We start from the raw sequence: 13,345 nt of genomic DNA on the forward strand, positions 1-13,345 counted from the left end.
ATTTTATTATATTACCTTTCTCTTTTATTAGCAATAAATTCTTCAATCATTTCTCTGGCTTTTTCATCAGTGAATTGAGTCATGGGGTGTTTCATGAAGTAAGCAGAAGAAGATAATAGTGTTCCACCAATTCCCCTATCCAAACCAATCTTTAATAATCTGATAGCATCGATAACACAACCAGCTGAGTTAGGAGAATCTTCTACTGATAATCTTAACTCCAATTCTACTGGCACATTACCAAACTTCCTTCCTTCCATACGAATGAAACAAACTTTGTTATCCTTCAAGAAAGGAACCCAGTCTGATGGACCAACGTGTAAATTATCATAGCTCAATCTCTTAGCTAATTGAGATTCAACTGCTTCGGTCTTTGAAATCTTTTTAGTTTTCAATCTAGCTCTTTCTCCATACATATTTAAGAAGTCTGTATTTCCTCCAACGTTTAATTGATATGAACGATCAATTGTAACTCCTCTTTCTGCAAATAAGTGAGATAAAACTCGGTGAGTAATAGTTGCTCCGATTTGTGATTTAATATCGTCTCCAATACAAGGAATTCCCTTGTCTCTAAATTTCTTTTCCCATTTAGGATCAGAACAAATAAATACAGGCATACAATTGACAAGAGCTACACCAGCATCCAAAGCTGCTTGGGCATAGAATTCAACTGCTTTCTGTGAGCCAACAGGCATATAGTTAACTAAAACATCTGCTTTTGATTTTTTTAATTCTTCAACTACATCAACTGCCTTTTTGTCTGAAGGCAAAAAAGTCTGATCTTCAGGATAGTCTTTCATATGAGTAGCAACTCCATCTAAAATATTTCCCATTTTAACAATGACTCCTGTTTTTGGAACATCGTGACAAAAAGTTTTAGTACAGTTTGGTTTTTCAAAAATAGCTTGAGCAACATCTTTTCCAACTTTTCTTTTATCAATATCAAAACAAGCTACTATCTTGATGTCTGATATTTTGTATCCTCCTAAAACATTATGCATTAATCCTGGAACCACTTCATCATCATTTTTAATGTCTTTGTAATAATAAATACCTTGAACCAAAGAACTTGCACAGTTACCTAATCCAGCAATAGCAATTCTAATTTCTTTCTTCTTTTCAGTTGATTTAGCTGGCTTTACAGATTTTTTTGCCATATTTATTACTTAAACTATTATGTTAATTATATTTGATTCTATTTTACACTGGTAAAATAGTTTGTCAATAAGATTATTAATAGTCACTATTGACTACTTCTCATTAAAATGTCATAAATTGGATTATCTATTGCACTAAAAGATAATTGTTTGATATAATAAAAACGTGAAATTACTCAAAGAAATAAAAACACTCTTTATTAAATCTTCTAAAAAAGACGAAGATAATAAAGAAAAAGAATTACTTAGAACAAAGGTAATTAAAGGTACCGATTTTGCTGTACGCGAATATGGCGAAGTATTTAAAAAATTAGCTGAATACGATAGAACTCTAAATTAATCTCTATGTCTGTAAAATATTTGGATATGGAATTAATGCAAAGTATGTGCCACAGACTGGCTCTAAATGTTTTTGATACGAAGAATGACCCTATCGCGTGTTTTGAAGACCATTCAAATCTGCTTGAATCTGCCATTAACTTACCTCGACAAACCTTTGAAGGAATCGAACTGTATCCGACGTTAATAGATAAAGCGACTATACTATTTTATGGAATCAATAAAAACCACCCGTTTAGAAATGGTAATAAAAGAATCTCGGCAGCATCGTTAATAGTTTTTCTATATATCAACGACAAACAGATAAATGCTAGCAAGCAAGAAATAGTTGACATGACTCTTTATGTGGCAAAATCTCCAAATAACGAAATGGAAAAAGTTTTGGACGATATTAAATTATGGATAACAAAACACATATCGCCATTGAAAGAAAAAACTGACAATACTTAAGAAGTATATGACACCCTTTGAAAGACTAACCAAATCAAACACCAAAGAAAATCTTTGGATCTATATCTTGGCTACTCTAAAAAAGCATTCCAACTATGCTTGGGATTTACATACTTCAATTGAAAAGGACTTTGGCTTTAAACCAGGAAACATAACTCCCTACCGCGTCCTCTATCGTTTAGAAGAACAAGGCTTTGTTAAAAGTGAACCAGAAGAAAGAAGAAGGGTTTACAAAATTACCGAAATGGGCGAAAAGGAATTAAACAAAGTAAAAAACTTCTATTCTGAAGTATTAAAAAAGATAAGTTAAGATATGAAAATTAACAAAAAAACAAAAGAAGAGAAAGAGACTGACATTCAGCAAATCGTCAACCATTTTTTCTATACCAAAGGCTTCTCTCTTGACGAAATCAAAGAATCAGCTAAAAAGAAGAAGATAATCTATTCTAGATTTACTAGGCCAGGCAAAGAATTGCTTGATCTTGCCGGTTCAGTAGAAAAAGCCAAAGAAGCCATGACGACAGTTGCCAATTGGGCCAAGTCCCGTAACCTTGATTACTCAATTGAAACCGTTTTCAAAAAATGGTTAGAATTGGGAAAATTAAAACCCAAGGAAATTGTTAAAAAACCATATTATCGAAACCAACCAATGATTTGGTCTCAAACCAAAAGAAAATGGTACGTCATTGATGACGGAGGAGAATGGCTTGAATACGCTGACAAAGAAAACAAGATAGAATGGAGAATCGAAAAATAATAAGTTAAAAGAAAAAAAACAAATGTTATCATACGCAGAATTAAACAGAGGTGTAATTATTGTTATCAATGATCAACCTTACGAAATATTAGAAGCCTTAAGCACTTTCAAAGGAAGAGGCCATTCCTATCTTCAAATGAAATTAAAAAACCTAATAAGTGGTGCTGTCATTTCAAAAAGTGCTCAACCAAGAGATTCTTTTGAAGAAGCAGATGTTGAAGAACAAGAAGCTAAATTCATTTTTGGAAATAAAGGAAAATACACTTTTAGCGACGTTAAAGGTAAAAGATTTGAATTAACCGAAGAACAAATTGGAGATAAAGCTGGATTCCTTAAAGCTAACGAAGAAGTAAAAACAATTATCTTTAATGACAAAATCATCAATGTCATTATTCCCATCAAAGTTCAATTAAAAGTTACTGAGGTTCCACCAGGCGTTAAGGGAGACCGAGCTCAGTCAGGAACTAAATTAGTAACTCTTGAGACTGGAAGAAAAATAGATGCCCCACTGTTTGTAAATGAAGACGATATTATAGAAATAAATACAGAAAGCTCAACTTACGTTAGAAGAGTTAATGAGTAAAACAAAACCACCGAAATAATCGGTGGTTTTTCTATTTTACAAATAAGTTACAAAAACAATGCCCATCCTTTTCAATCTCTTCCTCGTGATAAATACAAGGACAAATTATTCTCTTATCTGCTTTCTTGTCCCCTGTCATTTTTCTGCAGGGACAATATATTTCTCCGAAACCTTCCTTGCGAATTAATAATCCCTTAACAATTCCTGAAACTATGGCCTTATTGGGATTAAGCTTAAATCCTTTACTTTTAGCATATTCATCGCTTTTCTTTATTAAAATTTCAATATCTTTTTCTTCCATTTTAAATATTTAAATTTATCCAGCTTCTAATTTCTTCTTCTTGTTTTAAGCCAATAAACTTGTCTTTAACTTCTCCATTGATAAACAAAACAACTGTTGGAATTCGATCAACCTCGAACATGTTCCCCGTTACAGGATTTTTATCCAAATCCATTTTGTAAAAATCTACCTTACCTGTATATTCTTCTGAAAGTTTCTCAATAATTGGTCCCAACATTTTACAAGGAGGACACCATTCAGTGAAAATATCTACCAATACCGGTTTATTATTCTTAACTGCCGACTCAAAAGTATCATCTGTTAGAATATTCATTTTTTTCTTTATTAATTATTACAATCATATTATACATGGAAATAAAAAAAGAGACAATTATAAATTTTCTCTTTTATTTTCCACTTCCACTCTTGTAGATCTCAAAGCAATCTCCATTAGATCGCCCTCAGTCAATGCTTCTCCATTAAAATAACGCTGGCTTATTTCAACAAAGCCAAATAGGTTTTGCATTATTAGTATTCTTTTGTATCTATCATAGAGAAGATGAACTTCTACATGGCAATCAGGACATCCTTTCTTTATTGACCCATTCCTACCGCCATATTCCCGAGGAATCTCGTGATGCTCTTCGATTTCTGTTACTTCCGTGTCTTTCTCCCCATGAATAATAATGCATCTTGGACATTTGCCGTGATCTACCCCATTTCCATTTTTATGCCTTGGATGAGGTTCTTTTCTTGAAGATCTTCTTCCATCATGATAAGTAGTCCTTTTTTTGGTAAAATTTTTTTCTAACTTTTTCGGAATAAATCCTTTTGCTAAGGATCTTTTATCACCATTCAAATAATCACCTCGATTAAATGATAAATAAATGTAAAGGTTCAACTATACCAGAAGAACCATCTACATTTTATTCTTGTTTTAAAAATCCGTCAAACTAATCTTTTTCTATCTCTTTTTTAATCTCCTCAAATTCATTTTCAATTTCTTTGAATTGTTTCTTAGCTTCTTTGATTATTAGAGCCGCTTCTTTTACTTTTTCTAATCCTTCCTCAACATCAACTTCTTCCTGTTTTTCGAACCATTCGGCAATTAAAGATAATTTTTTAAGACTTTGGTTAAGATTTTTTTCCTTCATTTTTTTGTGTTTTTTTAACTTGCGTATTTATTATTCCGTTATATACTTTTAAATCAATAATATCTTCGACTTTAACATCATTAATGTTTTTAATTACTCCCTTTTTGCTATTCGCAATACAATATCCTAACTTTAAATTCCTTTCTGGATCATTTTGATTAATTGTCTTTTCAATATTTCCCAATTTATCTTTCATTTTGCTAATCTCATTTTCAAGTATTTTTGGAATTACGGTTTTAATTCTAAATTCAATCATTTTAAATAAAGAAATTACTTTTTCTAACTTGTCTTTAATTTTTAAAAATAAACTATTAATTTTGTATTCTAAACTTCTTAAAGAAGAAGAAAAAGAATTAAAAATTTCTCTTTCCATTGCTTTTAATTCTAACTCTGCTTCCTGCCAAGACTGATTTAAAAGGTTAGCCGCTGCAGTCGGAGTTGAAACCATTTTATCAGCCACTAAAGATAATAATGGCACATCTTTATCATGCCCGATAGCTGCGATTACCGGAAAAGGAAGACTAGCAATTTCCCTTATTAATATCTCATTATTAAAGGCTAAAAACGACTCCAAAGAGCCACCTCCTCGCATAATGACAAGAACATCGATATCTTGTTTCTTCATCGTCTTAACGCTATTTAGGAGGTCTCTAACCGCTTCCAACCCTTCAACTCGAGAGTCGATAAACTTGATTTGGAAGCCAAACCTTCCTAAATTATTTAAAAAGTCAGAAATAACCGCTCCCTGCTTAGAAGTAATAATACCAACCCTTTTAACAAAAGAAGGAATTTCCTTTTTTTTATTTAAATCAAATAATCCTTCATCTTCCAATTTCTTTTTTAATTTCTCGTATTCCTTTTTCAATTCCCCTTCTCCCATCAACTGTATTGTTTTTGCCTTAAAACTTAATCTTCCTGTCGGAGGATAAACATCGGGGATTCCTTTAGCGATAATTTCTAATCCTTCTTTTAATTCTACTCCGCATAATTTATAATCATAATTCCAAACAACACAAGATAAAACACTTTTGTCTTTTTTATCCTTCAAAGAAAAATAAACATGCCCAACTGAGCTGATTTTAACTTCCGAAACCTCTCCCACTATTCTTGCTTCAAAAGAATTAAGTATTCCGTTTAATAATTTCAAATACGCAGAAATAGAAAGAATGTTATTCTCCAAAAGTTCCTTTACTGCTGATTTACCTTTTTGTTCCATATTGCTATTCTATCAAAAAAACAAAAAATCCGCTATTTACTAAAGCTATTTACATTTTTATATGAATATGGTAATAAAAAATCGGCCCCTCAAGAACATATGTCTCTTTGAAGAGGCCTAGGAGAAGGTAGAGGCGCATGAACTTATGCTAAATGTAGCAATCATCCAACTCTCTGCGATCTCTGGTTTATTTCTGTTATGTGAGACGTCCCCTCTCTCGCTTCTGATAAGAGGAACTGTAAGAGTCTCTTTCGACAGACGAATACCAGTGCCGGACAGCACGATTCCGGTTCATCGCAGCACCATGAAAAGTTGCTACACTATGGTGCGGGTTCAAATCCTGCAATAATGTAGCAAATTATCTCCTATGATTGAGCACAAAGCTCAATCAAAACTAAATTTAATGGGATGCCAATATGTGTATCCCAGGGGGAAGCCTACCATTGTGCTTCCCTTTATTTTTTTTCGTGCTTAATTTTTGCCATTACGGCGTTCTTTCTATAGTTACAAAAATCACACTCAGAATTCATTTCTGGAATCTTATCACTCATTAAACATTTTTTAATATCCATTAGCGCTCCCTCTATCCAAGAATCATCTCCGGTATATGGAATAACTTTAATATCAAACTCTAATTTTTTATCAAAATAAGGCTTGCCCGTATCTCCATTGCAATAAACAAAATATCCCGTCGGAGAAACATCAAATCCATTCTTTCTAAAGAGCCATTGATATATTTCCATCTGTCGCTTATATCCTCTCTGCCATTCAGCATCTAAATTAACCTCGCTGGTTTTAGATGTTGCCTTGTAATCAACAATTATTACTTCCCCCTTAGGATTAATCCAAATATCATCAATTGCTCCAGTAATTAAAAGATTGGTTGGTTCATGCAAATATTCAATTCCTTTAAAAGTATTCCTCCAAGTATCAATATCTTTATGTTTATAAGGAATCGCATCTATTCCGAATTCTTCTATAAAAGGATGAACAGTTTGTTCTTTCCTATATAAATCAAATTCTTTTTTTAGCAATGAATCAACCGCACTGTTCAACGTAAAAGGAAACCCAGGGGGTCTACCTATTCCTAATCGCCTATCTAAATAGAAACACTGTGGACACTCCATAAACAAATCTATCTTTGAACGACTAAGTTTAAATGGTGTTTTCGATTCAGGATTAAAAATATTATTCGATTTTTTGTAGTATTCTGACATGTTTTACTTGACAATTTAATTATAACTATGATAATATGGTTGTAGAATTCTTATGAAAAAGTACCTCTTAATGGTTTCGTCCTTAAGCGGTGCTTTTTCTTTTATACTCTAATTTTTTCCTTAAATCATACATAAAAACTACCTTTTCCTTGGCTGTCTTTTTTAGTAATGTTGAACAATTATTATAATGAGGGCTCATTACCGTCCTTAAGCGATTATGATCGTATAAATACCCAACTAAAGAATAAAAATCTCCATCACTCGTAACAACGACGGCCTTATCAAAATTATTTTCAAAACAATCAATCATAGCCTGAACAACTAAATCAGCATCAATATTCCCTTTATGTGATCCATCTTTATTTGGAAGAACTGGCTTAAATTTTAATATAAATCCTGCCTTTTGAAGCGAGGCGTACATGTTGCTATTCTCTGGAACATATCCAATAAATAAATATGCAACGGAAACTCCGTATTTTTCCTTTAAATAAACTCTGAATTTTTTAAAATCTAAAAGCCATCCCAGATTTTTTATACCTATATTTAAATTCTGACTATCTATAAAAGCAAAATTGTTTTCTTTATTCATTATAAATTAGTTTTACTTAACTTAAAAGAACCAACATTGCCTCATATTTAGGCTTAATTATTTTCTTTGAATTCTCAAAATTGAGCTGATTCCATTTATTTTCAAGTTTTTTTCTAACTGCTTCTTTAGCTTCCATCTGATTCAAATTTTCATAGATAAAAGCGGCTTTAAATATTCCTGGAATATTATCAAAATTACTTAAAGCATCCGCATCGGCAATTATCTTTTCTTCAACACTTGTTGGATTATTTTTTTGTGAACCGCGATGATTTAAAATACAATTCTTAACCATCTCTATCTTTTCAATTGGATAATTTAATTCTTTTAATTTTTCTTCTGCAATCTTTGCTCCAGTAATATGGTGATCTTTCCTACCATAAATAACGGAACCGATATCATGCAGCCAAGCAGCAATTTCAACTACCTCTTTATCAGCTCCCAATTCTTCAGCTAGCTCAAGGGCATATTTAACTGTAGGAACAAAATGAAAAATAAAAGGTTCGTAGCCATATTTACTATTTGATTTTAGTGACTCTTTTTCAACAAAATTTTTAATCTCTTCAATTATGTTCATCTTTGTTAAATAAGAAAAGCACTCCTGATAATAGCAAAGGAAGCGATATCAGAACAAAAGTATCCCACCTATGATAAGTCCCATAATAAACAGTAAAGATAATGCTCATAATGATAAAAATAATTCCTCCTGTTCTTGGCTTTTTCCATGAATAAAACAATACAATAATAAGAAAAATAGTTGGAATGTTATGCATAAAAAATCCCCCTATTTTATCCAACAATGATCCGTCCATACTAAAAACATCGAAAGACAAAAGAACAAGGAAAGAAACAAAAATAATCATTAATATTCTTGGAAACCAAATTGTTAATATTTTTTTAATATTCATATTATTTTTTTAATTTTCTTATTATTTCTTTCTTGCCTAAGTTTCTGAGAAGGCTTGCCTTCTTTATACTTACTTACCTGTCTTTCATATGAGTTCATCTTTCCTATATTCTTCACAGGATGTCTTACAAATAATGTCATGCTTTTATTATACTTCTAAAAACAAAAAGTGCCAATAACGATAAGATTTACGGAAACGTTTTATTAGAGTCTTTTAAGATCAATTCTTAATACACCTTACAGACATTCCATATCCTCGATATTGAGTACCACTGGTTGTTGCAGCACTGCTAGTAAATTTTGCGTATGAAGATTTGGTGCTATTAGTTGTACTGCTCCAATAATAGCCATTGGTGCCGACATCAGTACTAGTAAGACTACCAGAGTAACTTCTGTAGCCCCCTACGGTTAACTTTAAGACAGAACTGTAGGCAGTAGTATAGTTCGTCAAAGGAATAGTACTAATTTCAGAACCCCATTCAGTTAACGTTGGTATGCGCCAACCAGTAGGACAAGGATTATTAGTTCCGCTAACTCCTTGCCAAAGATTAGTATTTTGAGGATTTCTCCAGTCATAAGGAGTAGCGCTACTTGTAATAAACTTATTATTACCAGGCGTATTGCTAGAAGATTTGGTACTAGTAGTAGAACTCGTACGAGTCTGATGACTATCATCTAATCTTCCCCATTCAAATAAATCTCCATAAGCGCTTGAGTCAGTCTTAGATGTAGCAACTTGAGTGGCTCCAAGATTTCTATCCATCCAACATTTACCTGTTGGAGATAAAACTGTTCCATAAGTAACACTACCAGATTTATAAGTAAAGGCTACCGATTGAGTACAAGTCCAAACTGTAGCACAACTAGCAGTAGTTCCTCCGTTTAATCCAGCACAAGTCCAAGTCCAGGGACCAGAGCCAGAGACAGATGAGGCAGTTCCAGGGTTGCAGAGATCGGTACTTGGAGCAATATATGAATTAGTGCTATTAGCTGAACCACAGACACCATCTTGGGATTTATTAGCGGTACAGGTTCCGCTAGTTGCTCCTCCGTTTGTTGATGCACAAGTCCAAGTCCAGGGACCAGAGCCAGAGACAGATGAGGCAGTTCCAGGGTTGCAGAGATCGGTACTTGGAGCAGTGTAGTAATTAGAACCATCGGCAGTTCCACAAACACCATCTTCGCTTTTGTTAGCAGTACAGGTTCCGCTAGTTGCTCCTCCGTTTAATCCAGCACAAGTCCAAGTCCAGGGACCAGAGCCAGAGACAGATGAGGCAGTTCCAGGGTTGCAGAGATTATTGCTCGGAGCAGAGGGGTAATACGAACCATTGGCAGTTCCACAAACACCGTCTTCAATTTTGTTAGCGGTACAGGTAGAAGAAGTAGTTCCTCCGTTTAATCCAGCACAAGTCCAAGTCCAGGGACCAGAGCCAGAGACAGATGAGGCAGTTCCAGGGTTGCAGAGATCGGTACTTGGAGCAATATATGAATTAGTGCTATTAGCTGAACCACAGACACCATCTTGGGATTTATTAGCGGTACAGGTTCCGCTAGTTGCTCCTCCGTTTGTTGATGCACAAGTCCAAGTCCAGGGACCGGAACCAGAGACAGAAGAAGCGTTTCCAGGGTTGCAGAGATCGGTACTTGGAGCAGAAGAATAATTAGAACCATTGGCAGTTCCACAAACACCGTCTTCAATTTTGTTAGCGGTACAGGTTCCGCTAGTTGCTCCTCCGTTTGTTGATGCACAAGTCCAAGTCCAGGGACCGGAACCAGAGACAGAAGAAGCGTTTCCAGGGTTGCAGAGATCGGTACTTGGAGCAGAAGAATAATTAGAACCATTGGCAGTTCCACAAACACCGTCTTCAATTTTGTTAGCAGTACAAGTAGGAGTGTATCCCTTATTTAATCCAGCACAAGTCCAAGTCCAGGGACCGGAACCAGAGACAGAAGAAGCGTTTCCCGTAGAACAAAAATTAGCTATCGGAGCAGAAGTTAAATTAGCACCGTTTGAAGAACCACAAACACCGTTGACTGCCTTTTCAGTCGCTGAACTATAAGTATCTGTTGCACTGTCATATATATATGCATAATCAGTAGAAAGAACTGAAGAAATAACGAAAGAGTTTCCATCATCTGAAACGTATTTATAATTTGAATCGCTAGGAAGTGGTTTTGTAAGATAATAAGAAAGCTGATCATCAATAACTGGACAACTACCAATAAAACAATTATCACTATCTGCAACTATTGGATATGATCCCTCCATTGCCTTATAAGAAGCCAAATTCATTCTTAATTGATCTAGAGCTGATTTTTTAAGTGCGTCATTGGCGGCATCATTTGCTTTATTCAAGGAGACGACAACAATGCCAGAAAGAATTCCAATAATAGAAATGACTACTAATATTTCAATTAAAGTAAAAGCTTTGTTTGATATCTTCATGGTATTTTATTTTAAATTTTTGTATTAAAATTATTATACAAGAATTAAACTTAAAAAAAGAGTAGACAATCATATTTTAGAATTATCAATCAACCTATAAATGTTCCAAATTTTTCTCCTTTTAATGCTTTAGAAATATCTTTAAATTTTTTAATATTAAATACAATAATCGGCTTTTGATTATCTAAACACAAAGCAAAAGCTGTTAAATCCATAACATTTAGTTTCTTCTCTAAGGCCTCTTCAAAGGTTAAATTTTCATACAGCTTAGCATCGGAATACTTTTTAGGGTCTTTATTATATACTCCATCAACATTAGTAGCTTTTAAAATTAAATCACAATCAATCTCGCAAGATCTTAAAGCAGCTAAAGTATCTGTGGTAAAAAAAGGATTACCAGTTCCTCCAGCAAAAACAACTATCTTTCCTTGATTTAAATATTCAATTGCTTTCTTTTTTGAAAAAGACTCGCAAACTTTATCCATTTCTATTGATGACATTAATTTTGATGGAACACCCAAAGACTCTAAGGCCTCTTCTAATCCCAATCCATTGATAATAGTGGATAACATTCCCATATAATCAGCCGTCACCTTGTCAAAATGTTCTTCTCCTATTTCACGACCCCTAAAAATATTTCCTCCTCCAATAACAATACATAAGTCAACATTATTCTTTTTTTTAATATCAACAATCTCTTTGGCTATTTTCATATACGAAGACAAAGAAACTCCTCTGCCATCTTCTTTGCCAAACGACTCCCCTCCAATCTTTAATAATATTCTTTTGTATTTTTTCATTTAATGTAATGTGAATTATTATCACAAATATTATATTCTATTTATTAAAACTAGGCAAACTAAAAAACAAAAGAGCCGAATATATATTCTGCTCATTTAAAAAAATTAAAGAATTATTATCTGATTGAAGATTTGATTAGTGTATCGAATCTTTTTTTCAATATCGAAACACTCATGAAGTTCATCGGGATTAATGAATTTCATAATCTCTTCGTTCCGAAGTAATGCGGTGTAGAAATCTTCTTTGGTTTCCCAGCATTCAAGGGCAATATCCCTCACAAGAGTATGCGCTCTTTCTCTTGGCAGGCCACTCTTTTCGGAAACAAGCATCATCACTTCCTGGGAAAAAATCAAACCCTTGGTCAACTCGAGATTTTCCTTCATTCTTTCCTTGGAAACCCTCATCTTCCGGAATATTGAAGCAAGTCTTTTTAGTCCATATTCGACCAATGCCGAACTGTCGGGAAGAATCACTCTCTCTGGTCCAGAATTATCCAAGCTTCGTTCGTTCCAGCAGTCAGAAAGATTGCCATAGGAAACTTGAACGTTGCTGCAGACAATGCGCATTAATCCGGTCAGATTCTCCCAGCCGATAGGGTTCTTTTTGTGCGGCATGGCCGATGACCCCTTTTGGTCTTTGCTGAACGATTCCATGACCTCACCGATCTCGGTTTGAGCCATGAGACGCATGCTGACCGATATCTTAGAAACTGTTCCGGCAATTAAGCCAAGGACCGCCATGTATTCAGCAATGATATCGCGAGAAATAATCTGTGTCGCAATAATGGGTTTGAGCCCAAGCTTTTCACAGGTTATCACTTCGACTTTTGGGTCAAGTGTATACATGCCGACAGCACCACTGATTTTGCCGACTGAAACTCTGATTTTAAGACTTTCCAGTCTTTCTTTGTGTCTCTTCAGTTCCGCATACCAGTTAATTAGCTTGACCCCGAAAGTTATCGGTTCGGCATGAATTCCGTGAGTACGTCCGATTTGTACGGCATGGATGTTTTCCAAGGCTTTCGCTTCAACAATTTCCATTAAGTCCGTTAAAGCATCTTGGATAAGATTGATGCTTTCCCGGAGCTGAAGACTTTGAGCCGTATCAACGACATCGTAAGAGGTTAATCCTCGATGAAGCCAGGGTCGAAGCTCTTCCGGAAATTGCGGAGAAATGTACTCCAAAAATGCAACAACATCGTGCTTTGTAATTTCTTTTTCAATACGATTGATTTCATCCGAATTGATTTTTATCTTGTCGACATGAGGAATATTATACTTAAATTCTCCCAAATCTTTGCGAGCCTTCAAAACGGCTATCTCCACTTTAAGCCAAGTTGTGAATTTGTAGTTCTCAGACCAAATTTTTGCCATTCTCTCATTTGTATAACGACTGATCACAATAAATCACTCCTTTAGGTTGTTAAATAACATTAAAATTATTGCAAAAACA

The 13,345-nt window shown here is 34.3% G+C and carries 19 protein-coding genes; 5 read left to right on the forward strand and 14 right to left on the reverse strand.

What is annotated here, in order from left to right; all coding sequences use genetic code 11:
- Positions 1-11 precede the first annotated feature (11 nt).
- Complete coding sequence (locus PLD14_03130; protein HPR80190.1) at positions 12-1,157, reverse strand: inositol-3-phosphate synthase; 1,146 nt, start codon at positions 1,155-1,157, stop codon at positions 12-14.
- A 166-nt stretch (positions 1,158-1,323) separates the two neighbouring features.
- Between PLD14_03130 and PLD14_03135 the strand changes: the two genes are divergently transcribed.
- From PLD14_03135 to PLD14_03155, 5 genes are read left to right on the forward strand one after another with little or no spacing between them, the layout of a single operon-like run.
- The gene (locus tag PLD14_03135) at positions 1,324-1,497 is read left to right on the forward strand and encodes a hypothetical protein (GenBank protein ID HPR80191.1); all 174 of its coding nucleotides are present in this window, start codon (positions 1,324-1,326) and stop codon (positions 1,495-1,497) included.
- Positions 1,498-1,523: 26 nt separating this feature from the next.
- Positions 1,524-1,946, forward strand: a complete 423-nt coding sequence (locus PLD14_03140; GenBank protein ID HPR80192.1) for a type II toxin-antitoxin system death-on-curing family toxin — start codon at positions 1,524-1,526, stop codon at positions 1,944-1,946.
- A 7-nt stretch (positions 1,947-1,953) separates the two neighbouring features.
- Positions 1,954-2,256 carry a PadR family transcriptional regulator gene (locus PLD14_03145; GenBank protein ID HPR80193.1) on the forward strand — a complete coding sequence of 101 codons (303 nt, stop codon included), beginning with the start codon at positions 1,954-1,956 and terminating at the stop codon, positions 2,254-2,256.
- Positions 2,257-2,259: 3 nt separating this feature from the next.
- Positions 2,260-2,703, forward strand: a complete 444-nt coding sequence (locus PLD14_03150) for a hypothetical protein (GenBank protein HPR80194.1) — start codon at positions 2,260-2,262, stop codon at positions 2,701-2,703.
- Positions 2,704-2,725: 22 nt separating this feature from the next.
- On the forward strand, positions 2,726-3,286 hold the full coding sequence (locus PLD14_03155) for an elongation factor P (GenBank protein ID HPR80195.1): 561 nt from the start codon (positions 2,726-2,728) through the stop codon (positions 3,284-3,286).
- Between the two features lie 31 nt (positions 3,287-3,317).
- On the opposite strand, the gene PLD14_03160 is transcribed toward PLD14_03155, so the two are convergent.
- The 13 genes from PLD14_03160 to purB all read right to left on the reverse strand — a co-directional run bounded on the left by PLD14_03160 (position 3,318) and on the right by purB (position 13,293).
- Entirely contained in the window at positions 3,318-3,587 is a 270-nt protein-coding gene (locus tag PLD14_03160) for a ferredoxin-thioredoxin reductase catalytic domain-containing protein (GenBank protein HPR80196.1), read from the reverse strand.
- A 1-nt stretch (position 3,588) separates the two neighbouring features.
- On the reverse strand, positions 3,589-3,900 hold the full coding sequence (gene trxA, locus PLD14_03165; protein ID HPR80197.1) for a thioredoxin: 312 nt from the start codon (positions 3,898-3,900) through the stop codon (positions 3,589-3,591).
- Between the two features lie 57 nt (positions 3,901-3,957).
- A complete protein-coding gene (locus PLD14_03170; protein HPR80198.1) occupies positions 3,958-4,425 on the reverse strand; it encodes a hypothetical protein in 468 nt (155 codons plus the stop codon).
- A 94-nt stretch (positions 4,426-4,519) separates the two neighbouring features.
- On the reverse strand, positions 4,520-4,720 hold the full coding sequence (locus PLD14_03175) for a hypothetical protein (GenBank protein ID HPR80199.1): 201 nt from the start codon (positions 4,718-4,720) through the stop codon (positions 4,520-4,522).
- The gene (gene xseA / locus PLD14_03180) at positions 4,701-5,936 is read right to left on the reverse strand and encodes an exodeoxyribonuclease VII large subunit (GenBank protein HPR80200.1); all 1,236 of its coding nucleotides are present in this window, start codon (positions 5,934-5,936) and stop codon (positions 4,701-4,703) included. Before xseA ends, PLD14_03175 begins: the two co-directional genes overlap by 20 nt.
- Positions 5,937-6,391: 455 nt before the next feature.
- Entirely contained in the window at positions 6,392-7,153 is a 762-nt protein-coding gene (locus PLD14_03185) for a PD-(D/E)XK nuclease family protein (protein HPR80201.1), read from the reverse strand.
- Between the two features lie 82 nt (positions 7,154-7,235).
- Complete coding sequence (locus PLD14_03190; GenBank protein ID HPR80202.1) at positions 7,236-7,742, reverse strand: NYN domain-containing protein; 507 nt, start codon at positions 7,740-7,742, stop codon at positions 7,236-7,238.
- 16 nt (positions 7,743-7,758) lie between these two features.
- Positions 7,759-8,316: an HD domain-containing protein gene (locus tag PLD14_03195; protein ID HPR80203.1), complete on the reverse strand. Its 558-nt coding sequence runs from the start codon at positions 8,314-8,316 to the stop codon at positions 7,759-7,761.
- The gene (locus tag PLD14_03200; GenBank protein ID HPR80204.1) at positions 8,303-8,647 is read right to left on the reverse strand and encodes a hypothetical protein; all 345 of its coding nucleotides are present in this window, start codon (positions 8,645-8,647) and stop codon (positions 8,303-8,305) included. Before PLD14_03200 ends, PLD14_03195 begins: the two co-directional genes overlap by 14 nt.
- Positions 8,644-8,787, reverse strand: a complete 144-nt coding sequence (locus PLD14_03205) for a hypothetical protein (GenBank protein HPR80205.1) — start codon at positions 8,785-8,787, stop codon at positions 8,644-8,646. Before PLD14_03205 ends, PLD14_03200 begins: the two co-directional genes overlap by 4 nt.
- Before the next feature lie 79 nt (positions 8,788-8,866).
- Complete coding sequence (locus tag PLD14_03210; protein ID HPR80206.1) at positions 8,867-11,092, reverse strand: FISUMP domain-containing protein; 2,226 nt, start codon at positions 11,090-11,092, stop codon at positions 8,867-8,869.
- Positions 11,093-11,181: 89 nt separating this feature from the next.
- The gene (pyrH, locus tag PLD14_03215) at positions 11,182-11,892 is read right to left on the reverse strand and encodes a UMP kinase (protein HPR80207.1); all 711 of its coding nucleotides are present in this window, start codon (positions 11,890-11,892) and stop codon (positions 11,182-11,184) included.
- 105 nt (positions 11,893-11,997) lie between these two features.
- Positions 11,998-13,293, reverse strand: a complete 1,296-nt coding sequence (gene purB, locus PLD14_03220) for an adenylosuccinate lyase (protein ID HPR80208.1) — start codon at positions 13,291-13,293, stop codon at positions 11,998-12,000.
- Positions 13,294-13,345 lie beyond the last annotated feature (52 nt).

This window comes from Candidatus Pacearchaeota archaeon (assembly GCA_035404185.1).
GTDB lineage: Bacteria > Patescibacteriota > Minisyncoccia > Minisyncoccales > Minisyncoccaceae > UBA2211.

Bases quoted from the DNA above. Each gene is read 5' to 3' on its own strand.
- PLD14_03155 (HPR80195.1), top strand. From the start codon at position 2,726: ATGTTATCATACGCAGAATTAAACAGAGGTGTAATTATTGTTATCAAT.
- PLD14_03175 (HPR80199.1), bottom strand. From the start codon at position 4,720: ATGAAGGAAAAAAATCTTAACCAAAGTCTTAAAAAATTATCTTTAATT.
- PLD14_03190 (HPR80202.1), bottom strand. From the start codon at position 7,742: ATGAATAAAGAAAACAATTTTGCTTTTATAGATAGTCAGAATTTAAAT.
- PLD14_03200 (HPR80204.1), bottom strand. From the start codon at position 8,647: ATGAATATTAAAAAAATATTAACAATTTGGTTTCCAAGAATATTAATG.
- pyrH (HPR80207.1), bottom strand. From the start codon at position 11,892: ATGAAAAAATACAAAAGAATATTATTAAAGATTGGAGGGGAGTCGTTT.
- trxA (HPR80197.1), bottom strand. From the start codon at position 3,900: ATGAATATTCTAACAGATGATACTTTTGAGTCGGCAGTTAAGAATAAT.
- xseA (HPR80200.1), bottom strand. From the start codon at position 5,936: ATGGAACAAAAAGGTAAATCAGCAGTAAAGGAACTTTTGGAGAATAAC.
- PLD14_03160 (HPR80196.1), bottom strand. From the start codon at position 3,587: ATGGAAGAAAAAGATATTGAAATTTTAATAAAGAAAAGCGATGAATAT.
- PLD14_03145 (HPR80193.1), top strand. From the start codon at position 1,954: ATGACACCCTTTGAAAGACTAACCAAATCAAACACCAAAGAAAATCTT.
- PLD14_03195 (HPR80203.1), bottom strand. From the start codon at position 8,316: ATGAACATAATTGAAGAGATTAAAAATTTTGTTGAAAAAGAGTCACTA.
- PLD14_03210 (HPR80206.1), bottom strand. From the start codon at position 11,092: ATGAAGATATCAAACAAAGCTTTTACTTTAATTGAAATATTAGTAGTC.
- PLD14_03150 (HPR80194.1), top strand. From the start codon at position 2,260: ATGAAAATTAACAAAAAAACAAAAGAAGAGAAAGAGACTGACATTCAG.
- PLD14_03205 (HPR80205.1), bottom strand. From the start codon at position 8,787: ATGACATTATTTGTAAGACATCCTGTGAAGAATATAGGAAAGATGAAC.
- PLD14_03140 (HPR80192.1), top strand. From the start codon at position 1,524: ATGGAATTAATGCAAAGTATGTGCCACAGACTGGCTCTAAATGTTTTT.
- PLD14_03185 (HPR80201.1), bottom strand. From the start codon at position 7,153: ATGTCAGAATACTACAAAAAATCGAATAATATTTTTAATCCTGAATCG.
- PLD14_03130 (HPR80190.1), bottom strand. From the start codon at position 1,157: ATGGCAAAAAAATCTGTAAAGCCAGCTAAATCAACTGAAAAGAAGAAA.